The sequence below is a fragment of the Microbispora catharanthi genome, assembly GCF_006334915.2.
In the GTDB taxonomy this organism is placed as follows: domain Bacteria; phylum Actinomycetota; class Actinomycetes; order Streptosporangiales; family Streptosporangiaceae; genus Microbispora; species Microbispora catharanthi.
Window position 1 is genome coordinate 88,613 of sequence record NZ_VDMA02000029.1, and the last position, 19,585, is coordinate 108,197.

Annotated in this window: 27 protein-coding genes; 7 read left to right on the forward strand and 20 right to left on the reverse strand. The window is 71.3% G+C overall.

Annotated features, from left to right (window positions below):
- Nucleotides 1-5: 5 nt before the first annotated feature.
- The 18 genes from FH610_RS37350 to FH610_RS37430 all read right to left on the reverse strand — a co-directional run bounded on the left by FH610_RS37350 (nucleotide 6) and on the right by FH610_RS37430 (nucleotide 12,222).
- The gene (locus tag FH610_RS37350; protein WP_352241253.1) at nucleotides 6-254 is read right to left on the reverse strand and encodes a HypC/HybG/HupF family hydrogenase formation chaperone; all 249 of its coding nucleotides are present in this window, start codon (nucleotides 252-254) and stop codon (nucleotides 6-8) included.
- Nucleotides 229-636, reverse strand: coding sequence for a hydrogenase maturation nickel metallochaperone HypA/HybF (locus tag FH610_RS37355; protein WP_139579950.1), 408 nt, complete (start codon nucleotides 634-636; stop codon nucleotides 229-231). Before FH610_RS37355 ends, FH610_RS37350 begins: the two co-directional genes overlap by 26 nt.
- 5 nt (nucleotides 637-641) lie before the next feature.
- On the reverse strand, nucleotides 642-746 hold the full coding sequence (locus FH610_RS45765) for a DUF6893 family small protein (protein WP_420813763.1): 105 nt from the start codon (nucleotides 744-746) through the stop codon (nucleotides 642-644).
- A complete protein-coding gene (locus tag FH610_RS37360; protein WP_139579951.1) occupies nucleotides 740-1,207 on the reverse strand; it encodes a hydrogenase maturation protease in 468 nt (155 codons plus the stop codon). Before FH610_RS37360 ends, FH610_RS45765 begins: the two co-directional genes overlap by 7 nt.
- Nucleotides 1,204-2,481: a hypothetical protein gene (locus tag FH610_RS37365; RefSeq protein ID WP_205826346.1), complete on the reverse strand. Its 1,278-nt coding sequence runs from the start codon at nucleotides 2,479-2,481 to the stop codon at nucleotides 1,204-1,206. Before FH610_RS37365 ends, FH610_RS37360 begins: the two co-directional genes overlap by 4 nt.
- Nucleotides 2,478-3,128 carry a DUF6084 family protein gene (locus FH610_RS37370; protein WP_139579952.1) on the reverse strand — a complete coding sequence of 217 codons (651 nt, stop codon included), beginning with the start codon at nucleotides 3,126-3,128 and terminating at the stop codon, nucleotides 2,478-2,480. Before FH610_RS37370 ends, FH610_RS37365 begins: the two co-directional genes overlap by 4 nt.
- A gap of 2 nt (nucleotides 3,129-3,130) precedes the next feature.
- Nucleotides 3,131-3,742: a DUF5947 family protein gene (locus FH610_RS37375; RefSeq protein WP_139579953.1), complete on the reverse strand. Its 612-nt coding sequence runs from the start codon at nucleotides 3,740-3,742 to the stop codon at nucleotides 3,131-3,133.
- Entirely contained in the window at nucleotides 3,739-4,209 is a 471-nt protein-coding gene (locus FH610_RS37380) for a NifU family protein (RefSeq protein WP_139579954.1), read from the reverse strand. Before FH610_RS37380 ends, FH610_RS37375 begins: the two co-directional genes overlap by 4 nt.
- Nucleotides 4,206-5,981 (reverse strand): nickel-dependent hydrogenase large subunit, encoded by a 1,776-nt coding sequence (locus FH610_RS37385; RefSeq protein WP_139579955.1) that lies wholly within the window; start codon nucleotides 5,979-5,981, stop codon nucleotides 4,206-4,208. The genes FH610_RS37380 and FH610_RS37385 overlap by 4 nt, the downstream gene beginning before the upstream one ends.
- 2 nt (nucleotides 5,982-5,983) lie before the next feature.
- Nucleotides 5,984-7,036, reverse strand: coding sequence for an NADH-quinone oxidoreductase subunit B family protein (locus FH610_RS37390; RefSeq protein ID WP_139579956.1), 1,053 nt, complete (start codon nucleotides 7,034-7,036; stop codon nucleotides 5,984-5,986).
- Nucleotides 7,023-7,727: a D-sedoheptulose-7-phosphate isomerase gene (locus tag FH610_RS37395; RefSeq protein ID WP_240809423.1), complete on the reverse strand. Its 705-nt coding sequence runs from the start codon at nucleotides 7,725-7,727 to the stop codon at nucleotides 7,023-7,025. The genes FH610_RS37390 and FH610_RS37395 overlap by 14 nt, the downstream gene beginning before the upstream one ends.
- Nucleotides 7,724-7,933, reverse strand: a complete 210-nt coding sequence (locus FH610_RS37400) for a HypC/HybG/HupF family hydrogenase formation chaperone (protein ID WP_139579957.1) — start codon at nucleotides 7,931-7,933, stop codon at nucleotides 7,724-7,726. The genes FH610_RS37395 and FH610_RS37400 overlap by 4 nt, the downstream gene beginning before the upstream one ends.
- Nucleotides 7,930-8,499 (reverse strand): D-sedoheptulose-7-phosphate isomerase, encoded by a 570-nt coding sequence (locus FH610_RS37405; RefSeq protein ID WP_240809424.1) that lies wholly within the window; start codon nucleotides 8,497-8,499, stop codon nucleotides 7,930-7,932. Before FH610_RS37405 ends, FH610_RS37400 begins: the two co-directional genes overlap by 4 nt.
- 236 nt (nucleotides 8,500-8,735) lie before the next feature.
- Nucleotides 8,736-9,008, reverse strand: coding sequence for a GlsB/YeaQ/YmgE family stress response membrane protein (locus FH610_RS37410; protein WP_139579959.1), 273 nt, complete (start codon nucleotides 9,006-9,008; stop codon nucleotides 8,736-8,738).
- Nucleotides 9,009-9,084: 76 nt separating this feature from the next.
- Entirely contained in the window at nucleotides 9,085-9,735 is a 651-nt protein-coding gene (locus FH610_RS37415; RefSeq protein WP_139579960.1) for a response regulator, read from the reverse strand.
- Nucleotides 9,732-10,889: a sensor histidine kinase gene (locus FH610_RS37420; RefSeq protein WP_139579961.1), complete on the reverse strand. Its 1,158-nt coding sequence runs from the start codon at nucleotides 10,887-10,889 to the stop codon at nucleotides 9,732-9,734. The genes FH610_RS37415 and FH610_RS37420 overlap by 4 nt, the downstream gene beginning before the upstream one ends.
- Nucleotides 10,890-10,956: 67 nt before the next feature.
- Nucleotides 10,957-11,991, reverse strand: coding sequence for a LacI family DNA-binding transcriptional regulator (locus FH610_RS37425; RefSeq protein ID WP_139579962.1), 1,035 nt, complete (start codon nucleotides 11,989-11,991; stop codon nucleotides 10,957-10,959).
- Nucleotides 11,992-12,000: 9 nt separating this feature from the next.
- Nucleotides 12,001-12,222 carry a hypothetical protein gene (locus FH610_RS37430; RefSeq protein ID WP_139579963.1) on the reverse strand — a complete coding sequence of 74 codons (222 nt, stop codon included), beginning with the start codon at nucleotides 12,220-12,222 and terminating at the stop codon, nucleotides 12,001-12,003.
- Between the two features lie 90 nt (nucleotides 12,223-12,312).
- On the opposite strand from FH610_RS37430, the gene FH610_RS37435 reads away from it, so the two are divergent.
- Complete coding sequence (locus tag FH610_RS37435) at nucleotides 12,313-12,948, forward strand: phosphoribosyltransferase (protein ID WP_183533961.1); 636 nt, start codon at nucleotides 12,313-12,315, stop codon at nucleotides 12,946-12,948.
- Nucleotides 12,949-13,024: 76 nt separating this feature from the next.
- The gene (locus FH610_RS37440; protein ID WP_139579965.1) at nucleotides 13,025-13,477 is read left to right on the forward strand and encodes a DUF2267 domain-containing protein; all 453 of its coding nucleotides are present in this window, start codon (nucleotides 13,025-13,027) and stop codon (nucleotides 13,475-13,477) included.
- Here the strand turns inward: FH610_RS37440 and FH610_RS37445 are convergent.
- Both FH610_RS37445 and fbp read right to left on the reverse strand, forming a co-directional pair.
- Nucleotides 13,447-13,659 carry a DUF1918 domain-containing protein gene (locus FH610_RS37445; protein WP_139579966.1) on the reverse strand — a complete coding sequence of 71 codons (213 nt, stop codon included), beginning with the start codon at nucleotides 13,657-13,659 and terminating at the stop codon, nucleotides 13,447-13,449. The genes FH610_RS37440 and FH610_RS37445 overlap by 31 nt on opposite strands.
- 6 nt (nucleotides 13,660-13,665) lie before the next feature.
- Nucleotides 13,666-14,787, reverse strand: a complete 1,122-nt coding sequence (fbp, locus tag FH610_RS37450; protein WP_139579967.1) for a fructose-1,6-bisphosphate aldolase/phosphatase — start codon at nucleotides 14,785-14,787, stop codon at nucleotides 13,666-13,668.
- A 100-nt stretch (nucleotides 14,788-14,887) separates the two neighbouring features.
- Here fbp and FH610_RS37455 point away from each other — a divergent pair, with 100 nt between their 5' ends.
- The 5 genes from FH610_RS37455 (at nucleotide 14,888) to FH610_RS37475 (ending at nucleotide 19,528) form a co-directional block, all read left to right on the forward strand.
- Complete coding sequence (locus FH610_RS37455; RefSeq protein WP_139579968.1) at nucleotides 14,888-15,319, forward strand: CBS domain-containing protein; 432 nt, start codon at nucleotides 14,888-14,890, stop codon at nucleotides 15,317-15,319.
- Nucleotides 15,320-16,621, forward strand: coding sequence for an acyltransferase family protein (locus FH610_RS37460; RefSeq protein ID WP_139579969.1), 1,302 nt, complete (start codon nucleotides 15,320-15,322; stop codon nucleotides 16,619-16,621).
- Nucleotides 16,618-17,499 (forward strand): YihY/virulence factor BrkB family protein, encoded by an 882-nt coding sequence (locus FH610_RS37465; protein WP_139579970.1) that lies wholly within the window; start codon nucleotides 16,618-16,620, stop codon nucleotides 17,497-17,499. The genes FH610_RS37460 and FH610_RS37465 overlap by 4 nt, the downstream gene beginning before the upstream one ends.
- 81 nt (nucleotides 17,500-17,580) lie before the next feature.
- Complete coding sequence (locus FH610_RS37470; RefSeq protein WP_240809425.1) at nucleotides 17,581-18,795, forward strand: AI-2E family transporter; 1,215 nt, start codon at nucleotides 17,581-17,583, stop codon at nucleotides 18,793-18,795.
- 52 nt (nucleotides 18,796-18,847) lie between these two features.
- Nucleotides 18,848-19,528: a hypothetical protein gene (locus FH610_RS37475; protein ID WP_139579971.1), complete on the forward strand. Its 681-nt coding sequence runs from the start codon at nucleotides 18,848-18,850 to the stop codon at nucleotides 19,526-19,528.
- Nucleotides 19,529-19,585: the final 57 nt, after the last annotated feature.

A 19,585-nucleotide genomic window follows, 5' to 3' on the forward strand; every position in this document is an offset into this window, starting at 1 on the left:
GTCCCTCACCTCTCTATGGACGAGTCACGCAGCGCGGCCAGCTCGTCCTCGTACGCCTGGCCGATGCCCTCAAGGAACTCCAGCGCGGCCCTGGCCTCGGCCTCGTCGATCTTCGACAGCGCGAAGCCGACGTGGATCAGGACCCAGTCGCCGGGCCGCAGGGGCTGCCCGTCGAGCAGGCCGATGTTGACGGCCCGCCGGACCCCGCTCACGTCGACCCTGGCGAGGTCAGTCTGGTCGGGCGGAATCTCCACGATCTCGCCCGGAATGCCCAGGCACATAGGACGCCTCCGCAGTGATGTCGGGGTCGAGCTGGATGGATTCGAGGACGAGGCTGTCGCCGCCCTCGGTGTCGACGTCGATCCCGCCGCACAATCCGCAGATCGTGAGCGGGTCGGCGCACATCGCGGAGTGCCCGCAGCCCCGGCAGATGAGCCGTACGGGCTCGATGACCAGGTCGAGCGTCGCGCCCTCGGCGACCGTGCCGGCGGAGGCCAGGCAGAAGGCCTGGTCGAGGGCGTGCGGGGCGATGCGCAGCAGCGCGCCCGCCCGCACCCGGGCGCGGCGCACCCGCCTGCCGGCGGCCCGGCGCTCGACGGCGTCGACCACGGCCTCGGCGATCCCGAACTCGTGCATCGGGGTCACATCCTTCTGATCCGCAGATAACGTCGGATGTCGGGCAGCGACTGGACGACCAGCACGGCCAGCCCGGCCGCCAGCAGCGCGAAGACCAGGCGTTTCACCATCGCCGTCCCTCCTCCGCGATCAGTTCGAGCACGAGGCCGGCGGCCTCGGGGACGGCCGCCGCGACCGGCGGGCTCAGGTCCATCCCCGGCGTCACGTCGGCGGGCTCGCAGCCGACCAGCAGGACTCTGCCGCCCCGCGGGAGATCGAGGCCGGAGGCCAGCGTGAGCACCGCGTCGGGGGTCATCGCGTGCGCGTCCACGAAGGCCGGCGCCGCTTCCGGGAGGGTGGGCTCCAGGACGCTGAGCGTGCCGGGGGCCCGTCCCGCAGGGATCGCGTCCACGAGGATCGTGAGGTCGTATCCCGAGGTCAGCTCGTAGGCGAGATGGATGCCCCGGATGCCGAAGTCGCCGACCTCCACGCCGTCGGGCACCCCGGTGGCGGCGAGGCGGCGGGCCACCGCCACGCCGAAACCGTCGTCGCCGAGGAAGACGTTGCCCACACCGGCCACCAGGGTTCTCATGCGGGTTCCACCTCGTCCGGCGCGAAGTAGAGGAAGCGTCCCTGCTCGCGTTGGAGATCGGAACCGGGATCGTCCTCCAGCGTGACGGCCAGGTGGCGTAGCCCGTCCACGTCGAGGAACACCGCCTCGACCCGGGCGATCCGCCCGGCCAGGAACATGTCGTGCGCGTCCGCGCGGCGGTGGCCGGGCCGCAGCCGCACCCGGCTCCCCCTGGCGATCCGCACCCCGGCCACGGTCACGGCGTCGTCCTCAGGTGTCGTCCTGGTGGGGACCTCCAGGTGACGAATGGCGCCGTGGAGGCGTTCGAGCAGCTCCGGTGGCAGGTCGGCGGCCCGTTCGAGGATCTCGGCGGCGCGCGGGTCGGTGACCCGGGCCTCCCGCTTCTCCTCCTCGGTCAGGGTCAGCGTGCGCAGCGTGAGCAGTTCGTCGATCTCGGTCGAGTCGAACAGGTCGCCCGGGCTCTCCGGGGCGATGGCCGGGTGGTCGTACAGGATGATCGGCGAGGACAGCACGACGTCGCGGCGGCCGGGCTCGCCCACCAGGACCGGCCAGGTGTTCTCGTTGCGGCACTGCCGCGCCGCCGCCTCGGCCCACATCGGCGGGTCGAGCAGCGACACGAAGGCCCCTCCGCTCACCCCGATCAGCAGGTGGGCGGCGACCAGCGAGCGGCGCAGGGCCTCCTCGCGCGGCGCGTCCGCCCGCTCCCAGTGGGCCGTGTTCTCCACCTCGACCCGCAGGCGGACCAGCCCGTACGGCCCGGGCAGCCGTTCGGCGGAGATCCGCATCTCCGCGTCGAGCTGCTGGTGCTCGCAGACGATCCGGCCGGTGCGTTCGCCGCCGGGGCCGGCGATGTTCTCGATGACGCGGTCGCCGGGCACCCGGACCTCGATCGTGCGCCGCCCACTCGTCACGTGTGTCAGGCTCAGCCCGGTCCGGGCCTCCCGCTCGGTGGCCTCGTCGAAGCTGAGGTAGTCGCGCCCGCCGACGGTCAGCTTCGGCACGGGCCAGTAGCCGTCGTCCTCCTCATGCTCGACCGTCCTGCTCCTGACGTGCAGGAACCGCAGGCGCAAGTCGAGCTGGGCCTCGCCGGGGGCCTCCAGCAGGCACTCGGTCACGCTGCCCGACGGCTCGCCGGGGTAGTTGGGCGGCACGAGCACGCCGAACTGCCAGCGCATGCGATTCTTGGCGGCCGAGGCGCGGTAGGGGTAGAGCAGGTAGCCCTCGTACAGCACGGCGTCCGCGACGCGGCGGGCCGCCTCCATCGGCGCGGTCACCGCGCTCCCTCCTTCAGGCCCGCCTCTTCAAGAAGCAGCTCGATCGCCTCATCGACGGTCGCGAGCACGCGTTCGGACTTGAAGCGGAGGACCTCGCGCACGGTGTCGCGGCGCAGCCGCAGCCACCCGGAGCCGGGGAAGGCGGTGTCGATCGTCTCGCGCCACACCGCGACCGGCAGGCGGTGGCGGGTCTCGCAGTGCCAGGGGATCTGCCGCATGCTCACCCCGGCGCCGGAGCGGGCCAGCACGGTCCCGCTGAACAGCAGCAGCAGCGGGATCTCGCCGTCGTCCAAGGAGGCGAAGTATCGGCCCGCGGCCACCTCCAGGTCGTAGCCGCACGGCACGGTCACGTCGATCTCCGTGCTCGCGGTGAAGGCGGGCACCATCGCCTGCGCCATGGCGAACTGCACCGGCCGCAGCGTGTCACCCCACCGGGCCGGCTCGCCGAACAGGTCCGCCAGCAACGCCGCCTCCTGCGGCCCGTACGGCCTGCGGCGCGGCTCGATCCTGATCTGGCAGCGCAGCGCGATGGCGTGGACGCCCTCGGGGGAGGGGTCGGTGACGCGCAGGCGGAAGACGAGCGTGGGCGAGGCCGCGTACGGCTCGGGCCGGGCGCCCAGGCAGTCGAAGCGGAGATCACCGTCCAAGTTCAGCCCCTTTCAACGATGCGGGCCCGCCGGCGCAGGGCGGCGAAGAAGCCGTCGATGGCCTCCCACGCCTCCCGCCCGCCGCCGAAGCCCTTCCAATGCAGCCGCACGAGGCCGACGAGCCGGTAGCAGGCGTCGATCGGCACGAGATGGCAGGAGAACGACCCGTCGGGAGCCCGGTCCACCAGCAGCGCCTCGACGTCGGGCTCGGCGTCCGCCAGCGCCGGGTTGGCCGCGAGCACCCGCTCCCAGGTCGCGAGCGGGAGCAGCGATTCGGTCGCCCCGGCCGGGCTGGGATAGAAGGCCACGGTCCGGCCGAGTGAGGAGTTGTGGAAGAAGAACGCCGTACGCACCGGGATGCCCAGGTCGTCCCAGTCGGCGGGGGAGACCTGGAAGGACGGCGCGTAGAGGAAGCGGTCGGGCACGGCGCGATACCGTCCCTGGCCCGGCCGGACGAACAGCAGACGGCAGCCCCGGCACACGCACATCAACGCCCGGGTCTCCAGGTCGACGACATGCCCGTGCTCGCCGTCCAGGAGTTCGGCGCACATCTCGCACCGCTCCGCCGACTCGGCCCGGGCCGGTTCGCGGAAGCGGCGCAGGCCGGTGCTCATGCCGGGCGCCTGCCGATCTGCAGCAGGGTCACGGCGCTCTCGACGTCCACCCGCGCCACCTCGGGGGCCACCCGGGCGATGGCGCGCTCGATCGACTCGGTGACGGCGATCCGCGACGAGGGGCAGCCGCAGGCCCCCTCCAGGCGCAGCCGTACGACGCCGCCCTCCACGCTCAGCAGCTCGGCGGGGTGGCCGTCGAGCGCGGCCCGCACCCGCTCGGCGGTGGTCAGCGGGTGCAGGTCGTGCAGCACGAGCAGGCCCGAGACCAGCGGGTCCTCCGCCAGACCGCGCAGCGCGCCGGCCGCCCCGGCCTCGGTGACGATCGCTATGACGCGTTCGAGGCCCGCGCCGTAGAGGCCGACGATCTCCCGCAGGAGTTCCTCCGCCGTGGCACGGGTTTCCGAGCCCATCAGCGCACCGAGCAGTCGCTCGATCCGCTCGCCCGACACGGCCACGTCGTACGTCATGGCGTCCCCGTGAACGCGTGCGGGCTGTGCACCACGCGCAGCTGCCTGCCCCGGCCGAGGTACATGTGGACGCCGCAGGGCAGGCACGGGTCGAAGCTGCGGACGGTGCGCATGATGTCGATGCCCTTGAAGCTCTCCGGCGGGTTCTCCTCGAAGATCGGCGTGTTCTGCACCGCGTCCTCGTACGGCCCCGGGGTGCCGTTGAAGTCGCGCACGCTGGCGTTCCACGGCGTCGGCGGGTACGGGTGGTAGTTGGCGATCTTGCCGTCCCTGATCACCATGTGGTGCGACAGGACGCCCCGAACGGCCTCGGTGAAGCCGCAGGAGATCGCCTCGTCGGGCACGGTGAACGGCGACCACGTCTGGGTGTGCCCCTGGCGGACCTCGCCCAGCGCCTGCTCCGCGAAGTGCAGCGCGCACGCGGCGGCGTACGCCTGGAAGTACGTCCTGGCCCGGTTGCGCTCGATGGCGTTGGACAGCAACTCCCCGTTGCGCCGGGGAATCCGCCACTCGAAGGACATCTGCGGCCGGGTCGCCGTCCTCGGCAGGTTGATCTCCACGCTGTGGCCGGTGGACCGGACGTAGCCGATGTCCACCAGGCCCGACAGGGCGGTGACCCACAGACGGGCGAGCGGCCCGCCGCCGGTGTCGAGCGCGAGCAGGTTCTGCCCGTCGAACCAGCGCGGCGACATCACCCAGCTGTACTTGTCGGTGAAGTCGCGCTTCTGCGGATGCGGGATCGTGTGCTGGTTCCACGGATGGCGGATGTCCACCGGGTTGCCCAGCGGGTCCTCGGTGACGAACGGCTCCCTGTCGGCCCAGTCGTCGTAGTAGGAGCTGCCCAGCAGGATGCGGATGCCGAGGTTGATGTCCACCAGGTCATTGGTGACGAGTTCCCCGTCCACCACGATCCCTGGGCTGACGAACATCCTGCGGCCCCAGTCGTTCATGTTCCGGTAGTCGAAGTCGCAGTGCTCGGGGTCCTGGAAGCTGCCCCAGCAGCCGAGCATCACTCGCCGCCGGCCCACCTGCTCGTAGCCGGGCATCGCGTCGTAGACGAAGTCGAACAGGTCGTCGTGCATCGGGACGACCCGCTTCATGAACTCGACGTACCGCATCAGCCGGGTGAGGTAGTCGGTGAACACCTGCACGGTCGCGACCGTCCCGATCCCGCCGGGGTAGAGCGTGGAGGGGTGCACGTGCCTGCCCTCCATCAGGCAGAACATCTCCCTCGTGGTGCGGCTCATCGCCAGCGCCTCGCGGTAGAACTCGCCCTCCAGCGGGTTCAGCGAGCGCATGATGTCGGCGATCGTGCGATATCCGTGGTCGGCCGCGTGCGGGGCCTCGGTGCGCTCGGCCTGCGCCAGCACGCCCGGGTTGGTCTCGCGGACCATCTTCTCGCAGTAGTCGACCCCGACCAGGTTCTCCTGGAAGATGTTGTGGTCGAACATGTACTCGGCCGCCTCGCCGAGATTGATCATCCACTCGCCGATGTGCGGCGGGCGCACGCCGTACGCCATGTTCTGGGCGTAGACCGAGCAGGTCGCGTGGTTGTCGCCGCAGATCCCGCAGATGCGGCTGGTGATGAAGTGCGCGTCGCGCGGGTCCTTGCCCTTCATGAAGATGCTGTAGCCGCGGAACACCGACGAGGTGCTGTAGCACTCGGCGACCTCGCGGTTGGCGAAGTCGACCTTCGCGTAGATGCCGAGGCTCCCGACGATCCTGGTGATCGGATCCCAGGCCATCTCGACCAGTTCGCGTTCCTGCGTCATCGCTAACTCCAGGGGGCCTTGTAACCGGTGAGCAGTTCGCGGCCCTTCTTGTGCCACTTCGGCTCTTTGTCGACCGTCTTGAACGTGATGCTGCGCAGCGTCCGGATCACCGTGCCGTACGCCGCGCTCGCGGTGGAGGAGACGCGGGCGCCGGGCGGCTCGTCCATGAACGGCATGAACTTGTCGGGGAAGCCGGGCATCGTGCAGGCGATGCAGATGCCGCCCACGTTGGGGCAGCCGCCGATGCCGTTGATCCAGCCGCGCTTGGGCACGTTGCACTTCACGACCGGCCCCCAGCAGCCGATCTTCACCAGGCACTTCGGCGAGCCGTACTCGGTGGCGAACTGGCCCTGCTCGTAGTAGCCCGCCCGGTCGCAGCCCTCGTGCACGGTCTGGCCGAACAGCCAGGTGGGGCGCAGCATGTGATCCAGCGGGATCATCGGCGCCTGCCCGGCGAGCTGGTAGAGCAGGTAGAGGATCGTCTCCGACAGGTTGTCCGGGTGGATCGGGCAGCCGGGCACGTTGACGATGGGCAGCCCTGCCTTCGATCGCCAGTCCCAGCCCAGGTAGTCGGCCACGCCCATCGCCCCGGTCGGGTTGCCCGCCATCGCGTGGATGCCGCCGTACGTCGCGCAGGTGCCGGCGGCGAGCACGGCGGTCGCCTTGGGCGCGAGACGGTCGAGCCACTCGCTGGTCGTCATCGGCTGGCCGGTGTCGGGGTTGTTGCCGAACCCGCACCAGTAGCCCTCGCGCTTGATCGACTCGTTGGGGATCGATCCCTCGATGACCAGCACGAACGGGTCGAGCTCACCCCGGTCGGCCTTGAAGTACCACTCGATGAAGGTGTCGGCGCCCTGCATCGGGCCGCACTCGAAGTCGATCAGCGGCCAGTGGACCGCGACCTCGGGCAGGCCGGGCAGCGCGCCGAGCACGATCTCCTCGATGCTCGGCTGGGTCGCGGCGGTGAGCGCGACCGAGTCGCCGTCGCAGCTCAGCCCGGCATTTATCCACAGGATGTGGATGACGGGCTCCTTCTGTCCGTCAGGCGCCGTCATCGCTGTCACCAGCTTCCGATCGGATCAGCGCTTGCTGGGTCAGCTCCCAGAGCGCGTGGTAGATGGTGGTCTGGGCCTCCTGGATCCGGTGGACCGAGGCCGAGGGCACCACGAACAGGTGGTCGATGGTGCCGAGCTCGGCCATCTGGCCGCCGCCGTAGCCGGCCAGCCCGACCGTGAGCATGCCGCGCCGGTCGGCCTCCTCGAACGCGGCGATGAGGTTGCGCGAGTTACCGCTGGTGGACAGGCCCAGTGCGATGTCTCCCGCGAAGGCGGACGCGGCGAGCTGCCGGGCGAAGACCACCTCGAAGCCGATGTCGTTGGCCAGCGCCGTCACGACCGCGATGTCGGCCGTGAGGGCGAACGCGGGGAGGGGCCGCGCGGTCCCGCCGGTGTTCATGAAGCCGGTGTTCGTGAAGCCGGGGTTCATGAAGAGCGTGGCCACGTCCTGGGCGTCGGTCGAGCTGCCCCCGTTGCCGAAGGCGAACAGCCGGGCTCCCGCCGCGAACGCCCCCGCCATGGCCTCGGCGCAGGCGGCGATCCGCTCCCCGTCGCGCTCCAGCACCGTCCGGCGCAGGGTGACGATCTCGTCGACCTTCTCCACCGTCGACTCGCGTACGGAGGTCATCACCGCGTCGAGGTCCGTGGACCTCGAGTAGAGGAAGGGGTACAGCGCCTCGATGTCGCTCACTGCCTCATCTCCCTCACGACCGCGATGGCCTCCTTGGCGTGGACCAGGATGGTGTCGCCGGGCTCGGCCTCCACCAGGGCGACGCTGACCACCTCCCGGCCCCGGCCGGTGTCGACGAGGGCGAGGTCCCGCTCCAGGAGCCGTACGACGGTCACCGCGACGGCCTCGTCCGAGCAGGTGACGCATGTCTCGTCGTGGCAGTTCATGGGAGGACCCGTGGATCCAGCACGCCGGGCTGCTCGAAGAACACGTGCACCAGCTCCCAGAGGATGTGGTAAGTGGTGACGTGCACCTCCTTGACCACGCGGGGATCGGCGGAGCGGGCGATCAGGACGTGGTCGACGGCCGGGCTGCGGCCGATCGGGCCGCCGTCGTCGCCGCCGGTCAGCGCCAGCGTGAGCAGGCCGAGCCGGTGCGCCGTCTCCAGGCCTCTGAGCACGTTCACGCAGCCGCCGTCGGAAGAGATGCCCAGCGCGATGTCCTGCGGCGCGGCGAGACGGCGAAGCTGGTGGGCGAAGACCTCCTCCAGGCCCGCGGTCGCGGCCACCCCCGTGATCGTCGCCACGTCGCTCGTGAGCGAGAACGACGGCAGCGCCCGTTTGCCCACGATCACCGGGTGGACGAACTCCACCGAGATGTGCTGGGCGTCGGTGGCGGCCTCGCCGTTGCCGAAGACGATGAGCCTGCCGCCGCCGTGGAAGCGCGTCGCCATCGCGTGGCAGGCCCTGGCCACCACGTCGGCCTCGTCGGCAAGGCCGAGCGCCGGCCCCACACGACGAGCGAAGACCTCCGGAACACGTGCAAGGACCGCCTGGTCCATCGCGGACCACTTCCCCCGGATCGTTCCCGCGGACCGCTGCTTCCCTCAGGAAAGCCCCTGGTTAACGACCGTACGCCGAGCCGTGACGGGGGGAATCAATAGATGTCGGTGATTTCGCAAAGACCACTACAGTCCGGGCACGCCGATGGCCCCGGTCCGAGAGCCGGGGCCATCGGCGGAGTGAGGGCCTACCCGACGCTTCTGCGGCGGTACAACGCCACCGCGGCCGTGACGCCGACGGCGGCGAGGGCCACCTGGATGATCAGTTCGATCCAGTCGATCCCGGGAGTGGTGGCGACTCCCAGGCCCCGGGCGATCGCCGAGCCGATGAGGGCCGCGATGATACCGATGACCACGGTCAGCCAGATAGGGATGGCCTGACGCCCGGGAACGACCAGCCGGCCGAGAGCGCCGATGATGAGTCCGATGATTATGGCGGAGATGATGCCGCTGACGGCCATACTGCCACCCTCCTTGTGTTCGGCTGCCTGCCTTCTGCCCAGGCAAAACCGGACAAAACGCGATAAAACGGGACGATCAGGGCCGAGCGATGCGGTTCTCCCAGGCCCAGGCCGCGACCTCGACCCGGTTGCGCAGGCCGAGCTTGGCCTGGATGCCGGCCACGTGGCTCTTGACCGTGCTCAGTGAGATGAACAGCTCGGCCGCGATCTCCTGGTTCGTACGGCCCCGGGCGACGGCCCGGACGACCTCCAGCTCGCGGTTGGAGAGCGGATGATCCGCCCCGCCGGAGGCCGGCAGCTGAGCCGTCAGGTGGCGCAGCAGCCGCAGGGTGACCGACGGGGAGACCAGGGCGTCCCCCTGGTGGGCGGCCCGCACGGCCTCCACGAGCAGGGCGGGGCCGCAGTCCTTGAGTACGAAGCCGGTCGCACCCGCCCGCAACGCGCCGTAGACGTACTCGTCCAGGTCGAACGTGGTGACCACGACCACCCGCAGCGGGTCGGGGACGCCGGGCCCGGCCAGGGCGCGGGTGACCTCGATGCCGTCGAGCCGGGGCATGCGCACGTCCACCAGGCACACGTCGGGCCGCAGCCGCCGGGCCGCCTCCACTGCCTCGGCGCCGTCGGCCGCCTCGGCGACCACCTCGATGTCGGGCTGGTCCTCCAGGATCAGCCGCAGGCCGCCGCGGACCATCGCCTGGTCGTCGGCCACCAACACCCTGATCGTCATCGGCGTGCCCGCTCCGGCAGCGCCTGTGACCGGGGCACGGGCAGGGTGGCGAGCACCGACCAGCCGGACCCCGGACTCGGCCCGGCGCGCAGCGTGCCGCCGAGTGCCTCGACGCGCTCGCGCATCCCGATCAGGCCGTACCCGCCGCGCTGGTGGTGCCGCGAGGGGCCCCGCGGCGAGTCGTCGGCGACCTCGACGGTGAGCGTCTCACGGTCCCGCTCCACGCTGACCGTGACCGCGCGGGCGTGCGGGGCATGGCGGGAGACGTTGGTCAGCGACTCCTGCACGATCCGGTAGACCGTGCCGGCCACCTCGGACGGCCACGTCGCCGTCTCCTCCTCGCCCGGCAGCCGCAGGCGCACCGCACGGCCGCCCGCCTCGAAGCGCCCGACCAGCTCGCCGAGCCCGCCCAGCCCGCCGGGCGCGGGGGCGGCGGGCTCGTCCGGGTCGCGCAGCAGGCCGACGACGCGGCGCATCGCGGCCAGCGCGCCGGACCCGGCGGCCTCGATCTCGGCCAGGGCGTCGCCCGCCTTCTCGGGGCTCTTCCGCGCGACCAGGCGGGCGGCCTGGGCCTGCACCACGATGCCGGTGACGTGATGGGCGACGACGTCGTGCAGCTCGCGGGCGAGCCTCAGCCGTTCCGCGCGGCGCACCCTGTCGGCGACGGCCCGCCTGCGGGCGTCGAGCAGCCGCGGGCACAGCCCGGCCACGACGGCGACGGCCCAGGTCAGGACGTTCATCAGGGTGACCGAGGGCACTCCGGCGGCGAGCGTGTGCGCCGTCAGCAGGCTGCCGGCGGCCACGGCCAGCCCGCCGGCCGCCACGCCGCAGGCCGTGCGGACCGGCAGTGCCCTGACCGCCGTGCCGACCAGCACCGCCAGGCCGAGGGCCATCCCGGGACCGGGCTCGCTGGGCAGGTCGACGAACCTGGCGGCCAGGACGGCGGTCGCCGCGACGGCCAGACCGGCCGCGGCCGCCCGCGCCGGGTCGAACCGGCGCGCCAGGGCGATCACGCACACCACCGCGCCCGCGGCGCAGTCGAACCGCCAATAGCCGCCGCCCCAGCTGTCGGCGATCCGGGAAGCCCAGAAGCCCAGCACCGCGGCGAAAACGGCGCCGAGTCCGACGTCGGCCGCCCATCCCCCTACACGCACAGCAGCGAGGCTACGAGATCGGCCGCCCGGGCAGAACCGGCCAAAAGTACTGTTATCGCTGTGCCGGCTATTGGTGTGGCGGTGCGGTGCTCTCCCGTACGACGAGGGTGGTCGCGAGCTCGACCCGGTGCTGTTCGAGCGGCTCGCCGTCCGCGAGGGCCAGGACCATCCGCGCGGCCGCGGCCCCCATCTGCACGAGCGGCTGCCGTACGGTCGTCATGGGCGGCCCGGCCCACTGGGTGAAGGACAGGTCGTCGAACCCGACGACGCTCAGGTCCTCGGGGATGCGCAGCCCGGCCCGCCTGGCGGCCTCGTACACGCCGAGCGCCTGCAGGTCGTTGGCGGTGAAGACGGCGGTCGGGGGATCGGGCAGGCGCAGCAGTTCGGCCCCGTCACGCAGGCCGCCCTCCACGTACAGGGTGCTCACGCGCACGAGCTCGGGGTCCACGGGCACGCCCGCCGCGTCCATCGCGGCGCGGTAGCCGTCGAGCCGCGCCCGGCAGCACGGCCACTGCGTCGGCCCGCTCAGCATCGCGATGCGGCGGTGGCCGAGGTCGAGCAGGTGGCGGGTCGCGGCCATCCCGCCGCTCCAGTTGGTGGCGCCGACCGACGGGGTCTCGTGCAGCGGCTCGCCGGTCGGGTCGAGCACGACCAGGGGGATCGAACGGGTGGCGAGCTGCGACTGCTGCTGCACGGTGAGCTCGGAGAAGACCGCCACGACGCCGGTGGGGCGGCGGGCGAGCACCTGCTCGGTCCACGCCCTGCCCGGAGTGAGCCGGCCCTGCATCTCGGTGAGCACCACGGCCAGCTCATGCTCCCTGGCGACCTGCTCGACACCCTGGATGATCTCCAGTGCCCACAGGCTCTCCAGGGCGTGGAAGACGAGCTCGATGATCGCCGCGGGCTCGCTGTCGCGGCGCCGGTATCCGTGCTCCCGCAGCACCGCCTCCACCCGCTGCCGGGTGGCCAGGGCGACTCCCGCATGCCCGTTGAGCACCCGCGACACGGTCGGCGCGGACACTCCCGCCAGGTGGGCGATCTCGGCCACGGTCAGCCTCTGACGTGGAAGCTCCCCGTCGAGGGCCCGGTCGGTCGAGGTCACGGCGACAGTCTATGGGCCTTCGCTCTCTTTCGGCTGGATCAGGCCGGCCGCGAGCAGCAGTTCGTGGGCGAGCCGGGCGGCGTGCTCGGGCCGGGCCTGCCCGGCCTCCTCCAGCGGCCCGCCCTCCAGGCCGCCCGCCAGCACCCGGACGGCCTCGGCGAGCGTGCGCACCTGCCGTTCCGTCGCGTCGAGCCTGGCTCTCAGCTCGTCGATCTCTTCAGGATGGGACATGCTCCAAGTCTTCCCCGGGCCCTTCGGCCCTACCGCGGACGGCGGCGGGGGCCGACGGTGAAAGACAGGGTGAAAGGCAGGGTGACCGCCGTGTTCGTCGATCGTCGTGACGCGGGCCTGCGCCTGGGCGAGCGGTTGCGCGGACTCCAGGGGGCGGAGGACGCGGTCGTCCTCGGGCTGCCCCGAGGGGGCGTGCCGGTGGCGTTCCAGGTGGCCAGGGCCCTCGGCGCCCCCTTGGACGTGATCGTCGTACGCAAGCTGGGCGTGCCGTACCAGCCGGAGCTGGGCTTCGGCGCCATCGGCGAGGGCGGGGTGCGGGTGGTGAACCCCGACGTCGTACGGCTCGCCAACATCACTCACGCCGAGATGGCCGAGGTGGAACGCCGCGAGCGGGCCGAGCTGGAGCGCCGCGCCCGCCGCTTCCGGGCCGGCCGCGAGCCGGTGGACCTGGCCGGCCGCACGGCGATCGTGGTGGACGACGGGATCGCGACGGGCGGGACGGCCCGCGCCGCCTGCCAGGTGGCCCGCGCGCACGGGGCCTCCCGGGTGGTGCTCGCGGTGCCGGTCGGCGCCCCCGAGACGATCGCGAGCCTGCGCAGGGACGCCGACGAGATCGTCTGCCTGGACACGCCCGACCACTTCTACGCGATCGGCGCGTGGTACGACGACTTCACCCAGACGAGCGACGAGGACGTGGTCGAGTGTTTGCGGCTTGCCGCAGAATAGGGACCATCGGCCCTGGTAGAAGACGTGGCCGGGTGCGCAGCGTGGGATGGAGTGACTGTCAGCTGAGGAGGACGTCATGTCCACCACCCATCACGTGCACAGCCTTGACCACACGGTCCAGACGACCAACCGGTGGCTGGCCGCCCTCGCGGGGGCCATCGGCACCGAGGACAGGGAGTTCGCCCACCGCGTGCTGCGGACCTGGCTGCACGCCGTGCGCGACGGCCTCCCGGTGCCCGCTGCGGCGCACCTCGCCGCGCAACTGCCCGATCTGCTGCGCGGGATCTACTACAACGGCTGGGATCCCACGGCGGTGCCGATCCGCCGGGACCGCGAGGAGTTCGCGGCCCATTTCGCCGCCACCGGCCGCATCGCCAACGCCGACGTGCCCAAGCTCGCCAGGGCGGTGACCGCGGTGATGTACGAGGAGCTGACGCCGGGGGTGGTCGACCACGCGCTCGGTCAGCTACCGCGCGAGGTGCGTGACCTGCTGGGCGGTCAGGGGCTCTCCGGCACCCGCTCCCAGTAGTGCTCGATCCGGGCGTCGGGCCCGGGATAGAAGCACAGCGTCTCCCGCTCCTCGTCGAGCCATCGCACGAGGTAGGGAGGCGAGCCGTCGGTGTGGTAGAGCGCCATCACGATCCCGATGCGGCCCGCCCTGCCCCGATGGATGCTCTCGACGATCAGGCGGTCGCCGACCGACGCTTTCATGGTCAGTCACGACCCGACCGGGGTCGCGACCTCGGTCGTGATCGGCGTCCAGCGGTGTGCCAGGCGCTTGGTGATGGAGGTCATGGTGGTGTATTCCAGGTCCTCGAGCGGCAGCCGGTGCGGCTCGAACGGGCCGTGACGGCGCAGGTAGTCCATCACCTCGACGGCCTGCCGCCGGGCTCCGTCGAACGCCGGGTCGTCGAACATGTCGCGCGGGCCGATCAGCCGGCCGTCCTTGATCTGGAAGCCGAGCGCGACCACCCGCGGCGGGCCGTCGAACCGCGACGGGTGCGCCTGTCCGGTGGCCACCGGCATCAGCGGCGCGTGGTGCGAGCCGCGCATGCACCCGGCCACCGAGTAGGCGAAGGCGAACGGCTCCAGCGCCTCGCCCACGGCCGGCAGGCCCGACTGGCAGCGCACGATCATGACCGGGTCGTCCTTGCCGACGTACTTGCCGGCGATCAGCGACAGCCGCTGGGTGCTGGTCGCCGCCGCGGTCATGCCCAGCGTCTTGGAGCGGACACCGTGGATCACGTAGCGCGCCGGGGCGCCGATGTACATCAGCATGTCGTACAGGTCCGCCGGGCAGTCGAAGACGATGCGCCGCTCCTCGTACAGGTCGTACACCTCGAACGCGAACCCGGCGTGCATCTTCTCGTCGATCACCAGCCCGGCGGTGTTGGACGGGTCGGCGAACATCTTGTACAGCGGGAGGTTCCACGCGCCCGGCTCGGTCTTGTCCGCCAGGAAGCACAGCACCGGCTCCGACGGCCGCTCCTCGAACTCCAGCTCCGCGTAGCCCGGGCCCATGCCGCGCAGGTTGCCAGAGAAGGCGTCCGACAGCAGGTCCTGGCCGGCGCCGTACAGGCCGAGTTCCTTGGCGAGGTGGGTGGTCGCCTGGAAGGTGTCCCAGGCGAAGGAGTGGATCAGCCCCGCCTCCTGGCCGTAGGTGTGGGTCATGATGAGCGAGATGTCGTCACCGCAACTGTCCGCGTGGCCGTCGATGAGGAGTCCGGAGGACTTCGCCCGCTCGATCTCCCGCCTCGCCTCGGCCATCAGCCGGGGATGGACGGCGGTGTGGCCGACGAACCCCCCTGTGTCGGCCTTGATGATGCTCAGCGTGATCATGAGGATCACCTCCATCTCCACGTTTATTCGGACTTGAGGGGATAAATAGGGCATTAGGTCACAAGCGGGGCGGACTTCCGTACGAGGGGGAGAGCCGGCCATGAAGATCAAAGATGTCATGTCCACGCCGGTGGTCGTGGTCCCGCCGATCACGCCGGTGCGGGACGTCGCGCGGCACATGGACTACTCGGGCGTCGGCTGCGTCGTGGTGTCGGAGGGGCGGGGCATCGCCGGCATAGTGACCGACCGTGACCTCGCCGTACGGGTGCTCGCCCAGGACAGGGACGGGGACACGCCGGTCGGCCGGGTGATGTCGGAGCACCCGGTGGTGGTGCAGGCGGAGGACGAGGTCGAGGTGGCCTTCGACACGTTCCGCCGTCACTCCTTCCGCAGGCTCCCGGTGGCCGCAGAGGGAGGCGTGGTCGGCATGCTGACGATCGACGATCTGCTCCTCCAGATGCACCAGCTCACCGCCGACCTGCTCACGCCGGTGGTCAAGGAGATCAGCGAGCCGCAGCATCAGAGCGACTAGATGTTCACACCGCTGCGGCGTGCGGCGGAGCGCACGCCGCCCGGCCGCGACCGTCACATCGATCTGCTGCGCGCCGTCGCCATCGCGCTGGTGGTCCTCGGGCACTGGCTGGCCGTCGTGGTGACGTACGGCGAGCGGGTCGGAGGCGACACGGTCCTCGCGTTCGTCTCCTGGGCCAGGCCGCTCACCTGGCTGTTCCAGGTCATGCCGGTCTTCTTCCTGGTGGGCGGCTTCGCGGGAGCCGCCTCGCTCGGCTCCTACCGGCGGCGGGGTGGCGACGCGATCGGCTGGTTCCTGTGCCGCACCGACCGCCTGATCCGCCCGACGACGGCGTTCCTGCTCACCCTGGGCGGCGCGGCCCTGCTCGCGCTCCTCCTGGGGACCGACCCCGCCACCGTGGGCATGGGAGTCTGGCTCGCCTGCCTGCCGTTGTGGTTCCTCATCGCGTACGTCACGGTCGTCCTGCTGACCCCGATCCTGCTGGCGCTCCACCGCAGGGCGGGCCTCGCGGTGCCCGCCGCGTTCGCGGTGCTGGTGGCGTTCGGCGACGCGGCGCGGCTGCTCGGCGGCCCGGCCGTGCTCGGCGCGGCCAACTACCTGCTGGCCTGGGCGGCGGTCTACCAGCTCGGCATAGCCTGGCGGGAGGGGGCCCTGTCCGCCCGTCCCCGCGTGGCCGTGCCCATGATCGCGGGCGGCCTGGCGGCACTCGTGCTGTTGACCGTCCCGGGGCCATACCCGGTGAGCATGGTGACCGATCCCGGCGACCGCCTGCAGAACACCTCGCCGCCGACGCTCGCGCTGCTCGCCCTGGCGGTCGCGCAGACGGGGATCGCCCTGCTCCTGCACGATCGCGGTGGCCGCATGCTGCGCCGTACGCGCCCGTGGACGGCCGTCGTCGCGGCCAACTCCGTGATCATGACGGTGTTCCTCTGGCACATGACCGCGGTCGTGATCGCCGTGCCCGCCCTCTACATCACCGGCCTGCTGCCGCAGCCGCCTCCCGGATCGGCCGCCTGGCTGCTCCTGCGCGTGCCCTGGCTCGCGTTCCTGACGGCGACCCTCGCGATCCTCGTCGCCCTGTTCGCCTTCATAGAGCGGCGTGGGGGCCCCTGCCCGGCGCCGGGCGCCGGGAAGACGGGGGCAGGGACGGCGGCCGTGACCCTGGCGGGGACCGGCCTGGTCGTCGCGGGCCTGCTCGGCGCCGCGCTCACCGGCTCGGCGGGCCTGCCCGCGCCGATGCTCCCGGTCTATCTCATGGGCGCCGCGCTGCTGCGGGCCGCCCGATCGTCGCACCGGCCATGAGAGTGCCGGTGGAGGACTGGAAGAGGATCGCCGGGCGGGTGCGGGAGGAGGCGAAGCGGGAGCGGCTGTCCCTGCTGGCCGCCGGCATCGCCTTCTGGGGGACGCTGTCGATCTTCCCGATGCTGCTGGTCGTGGTGTCGGTCTACGGGCTGGTGGCCGACCCCCGGCAGGCGGCCGGGCAACTGGCGTCGCTGACCCGGCCGCTGCCCGGACCTGTCGCCCGCCTGCTGGTCTCCCAGCTCGCCGCCGCCGTGCGCGCCGGAGAGAGAGGGCTCAGCATCAATCTCGCGCTGAGCCTCGTCGGCCTGCTGTGGGCGTCGTCGAGGGCCGTCCAGGCGCTCATGCGGGGCCTGAACACGGTGTACGGAGGCCGGGAGAGTCACGGCCTCGTCGGCACCCGTCTGCTGGCGCTGCTCTACACGGTCGTGGCGATCGCCGGAGTGTCGATTCTGCTGGCGCTCGTCGCCGCGTTCCCGGTCGTGCTGGGACACATCGGCCTCGGTCGGGTGGCCCGGGCCGCCGTCTCGGTGGCGCGCTGGGCGGCGCTCGTCCTGCTCATCGGGGCGGGACTGGCGCTGCTCTACCGGTTCGTCCCCGGCAGCCGCCGGGAGTCGCGGTGGCGGTCGGTCACCTGGGGGGTGGGGCTTGCGATGCCCGCCCTGGTGGTGGTCTCGGCGGGCCTGTCGGTCTTCGTGACCGGCTTCGGGCGCTTCAACCAGACGTACGGCGCGGTCGCGGCCGTGGCCGTGCTCATGCTCTGGCTGTATCTCTCCACGCTGATCGTGCTGCTGGGCGCCGAGGTCAACGGAGCGATCGAGCGCCATCTGGGGGACGCGGCTCTCACCAACCAGGGACAAAAGGGCGACTTGTCCGGATAAATCCGTGTCGAGTGACCTTGATGGGGCAGCAGTGGGGGCGTGTCCGACAGCGGTCTATCCCCAGGAAGCGGCATCTCCAGCGTGTTCCCCTCGCTCCCCGGCCAGGGGGAGACGACGCCGGAGACGACGCCGGAGCCGACCGGCTCCCCGGCGACCCCCGACCAGTCCCCGGACGGCGTGAGCCGGCCGGGCGTCGATCGCGTCGATCGCGTCGATCACGGCGCCGACGGCGCGATGGCCTCCGACCGGCCGTTCGGCCTGCCGGGACGCCCGCTGCGCAGCAACCCTTTCATGTTCGGCCTGACCGGCGCCCTGGGCGTGCTCACCGCATGGCTCCTGGTGCAGGCGATCGCCAGCGCCGGCTCGGCGCTCGTGCTGATCGTGATCTCGCTGTTCCTGGCCATCGGCCTGAACCCCGCGGTCGAGGCGCTCCAGCGGCGCAACCTGTCCCGCCGCCTCGCGATCACGATCGTGTTCGGGTCGGCCATCGCGTTCTTCGTGGTCTTCGGGCTCGCGGTCGTGCCGCCGCTCACCGAGCAGACCACAGGGTTCGCCCGGCAACTGCCCGACTACGTGCAGCAGCTCCAGAACCACCCGCTGATCCGCTCGGTGGACGAGCGCTACCAGATCCTCGACAAGATCCAGCAATACGTCGCGGGCGGCGGGCTGGCCACCCAGATGTTCGGCGGCCTCCTCGGTGTGGCGAGCATAGTGATCAGCGCGCTGTTCAGCGCCTTCACCGTGCTCGTGCTCACGCTCTACTTCCTCGGGTCGCTCAACTCCATCAAGGAGACGGCCTACCGGTTCGTGCCCCGCTCACGCCGTACGCGGGTCCGCCTGCTCGGAGACGAGATCATCAACCAGATCGGCGGTTACGTCGCGGGCAATTTGATCATCTCGCTGATCGCCGGCGTGGTGACCTTCCTGTTCCTGGCCATGCTGAAGGTGCCGTACGCGCTCGCGCTGGCCATCTTCGTCGCGGTCACCGACCTGATCCCCCTCGTGGGCGCGGTCATCGGCGCGGTCGTGGCCTCGGGGGTGGGCTTCCTCTCCTCGGTGCAGGTCGGCATCGCCTGCGTGATCTTCTTCGTCGTCTACCAGCAGGTCGAGAACTACTGGATCTCCCCGAAGGTGTTCAAGTCGTCGGTCGACGTGCCGCCCGTGGCGACCATCGTCGGAGCCCTGCTCGGCGGGGCGCTGCTCGGCATCGTCGGGGCCCTGCTCGGCATCCCGCTGGCGGCGGCCCTGCTCCTCCTGGCCCGCGAGGTGGTGCTGCCCCGCCAGGACCGGCTGTAGCCGTCTTCGGAAGAGGGATGCTGTCGCGCGCCCGCTGAGGGAAGCTCGGGTCATGCGACTTCCGTACCGAATCGCGGGGCTATGGGTGCGCGTGGCGTTGCTGGTCGTGCTGCTGTGGGGCGCTCTGGTAAGCGTGCTCAGCATGACCCCGCGCGAGCGCACCCTGGCCGACTTTCACACCGCGCTCCGGAGCGGGCAGGTCACGTACGTCATCTACTACGGCACCCCGGTGGATCTGCGGTGGTCGACGGGCCCTCTGTTCTGGTATCACGCCGACCGCTCCGCGAACGGGGCCTACACCCCTCGCAAACTCCAGCGCGACCTGAACGCCGCCGTTCCCCGCCCGGAGGCCACGCTCGCTCACTCGCGCCAACGGCTCTTCTCGGGCTGGCCGTTCCTCGTGCCGTTCCACGGCGCGACCTGGCTCGTCGGCGGGGCCTGGATCGCCGCGCTCTTCATCATGATCGGTACGGGCCGGCCCAGGCTGGGAAACAGATGGGCCTGGTTCTGGCTGTTCACCGTGGGCGAGGTGGGCGCGATGCTGTTCCTTCTCCTCGAACCCCGATCGCTGTGGCGTGGGCTGGAGCCACAGGATCCGGTTCCCAACCCGATGGGCGCAGGTAGTGGCTGCGTGCTGGCTCTCTGTCTCAGCCTGGCGATCCCCGTTCTCGTCGTGGTCGGGCTCTCCTCGGTGTTCCACACCCTGCTCGATCTCCTCTTCTCTGCACCGTAAGCCTGTAGCTCCAACAAATCGTGGTACACGGTTGCTCAGTGTGAGGTTGACGGGAGA

Excerpts from the sequence above, each read along its gene's own strand:
- FH610_RS37355 (WP_139579950.1), bottom strand. The coding sequence starts at position 636 with ATGCACGAGTTCGGGATCGCCGAGGCCGTGGTCGACGCCGTCGAGCGC.
- FH610_RS45765 (WP_420813763.1), bottom strand. The coding sequence starts at position 746 with ATGGTGAAACGCCTGGTCTTCGCGCTGCTGGCGGCCGGGCTGGCCGTG.
- FH610_RS37360 (WP_139579951.1), bottom strand. The coding sequence starts at position 1,207 with ATGAGAACCCTGGTGGCCGGTGTGGGCAACGTCTTCCTCGGCGACGAC.
- FH610_RS37375 (WP_139579953.1), bottom strand. The coding sequence starts at position 3,742 with ATGAGCACCGGCCTGCGCCGCTTCCGCGAACCGGCCCGGGCCGAGTCG.
- FH610_RS37380 (WP_139579954.1), bottom strand. The coding sequence starts at position 4,209 with ATGACGTACGACGTGGCCGTGTCGGGCGAGCGGATCGAGCGACTGCTC.
- FH610_RS37385 (WP_139579955.1), bottom strand. The coding sequence starts at position 5,981 with ATGACGCAGGAACGCGAACTGGTCGAGATGGCCTGGGATCCGATCACC.
- FH610_RS37390 (WP_139579956.1), bottom strand. The coding sequence starts at position 7,036 with ATGACGGCGCCTGACGGACAGAAGGAGCCCGTCATCCACATCCTGTGG.
- FH610_RS37400 (WP_139579957.1), bottom strand. The coding sequence starts at position 7,933 with ATGAACTGCCACGACGAGACATGCGTCACCTGCTCGGACGAGGCCGTC.
- FH610_RS37410 (WP_139579959.1), bottom strand. The coding sequence starts at position 9,008 with ATGGCCGTCAGCGGCATCATCTCCGCCATAATCATCGGACTCATCATC.
- FH610_RS37415 (WP_139579960.1), bottom strand. The coding sequence starts at position 9,735 with ATGACGATCAGGGTGTTGGTGGCCGACGACCAGGCGATGGTCCGCGGC.
- FH610_RS37430 (WP_139579963.1), bottom strand. The coding sequence starts at position 12,222 with ATGTCCCATCCTGAAGAGATCGACGAGCTGAGAGCCAGGCTCGACGCG.
- FH610_RS37440 (WP_139579965.1), top strand. The coding sequence starts at position 13,025 with ATGTCCACCACCCATCACGTGCACAGCCTTGACCACACGGTCCAGACG.
- FH610_RS37445 (WP_139579966.1), bottom strand. The coding sequence starts at position 13,659 with ATGAAAGCGTCGGTCGGCGACCGCCTGATCGTCGAGAGCATCCATCGG.
- fbp (WP_139579967.1), bottom strand. The coding sequence starts at position 14,787 with ATGATCACGCTGAGCATCATCAAGGCCGACACAGGGGGGTTCGTCGGC.
- FH610_RS37455 (WP_139579968.1), top strand. The coding sequence starts at position 14,888 with ATGAAGATCAAAGATGTCATGTCCACGCCGGTGGTCGTGGTCCCGCCG.
- FH610_RS37460 (WP_139579969.1), top strand. The coding sequence starts at position 15,320 with ATGTTCACACCGCTGCGGCGTGCGGCGGAGCGCACGCCGCCCGGCCGC.
- FH610_RS37465 (WP_139579970.1), top strand. The coding sequence starts at position 16,618 with ATGAGAGTGCCGGTGGAGGACTGGAAGAGGATCGCCGGGCGGGTGCGG.
- FH610_RS37475 (WP_139579971.1), top strand. The coding sequence starts at position 18,848 with ATGCGACTTCCGTACCGAATCGCGGGGCTATGGGTGCGCGTGGCGTTG.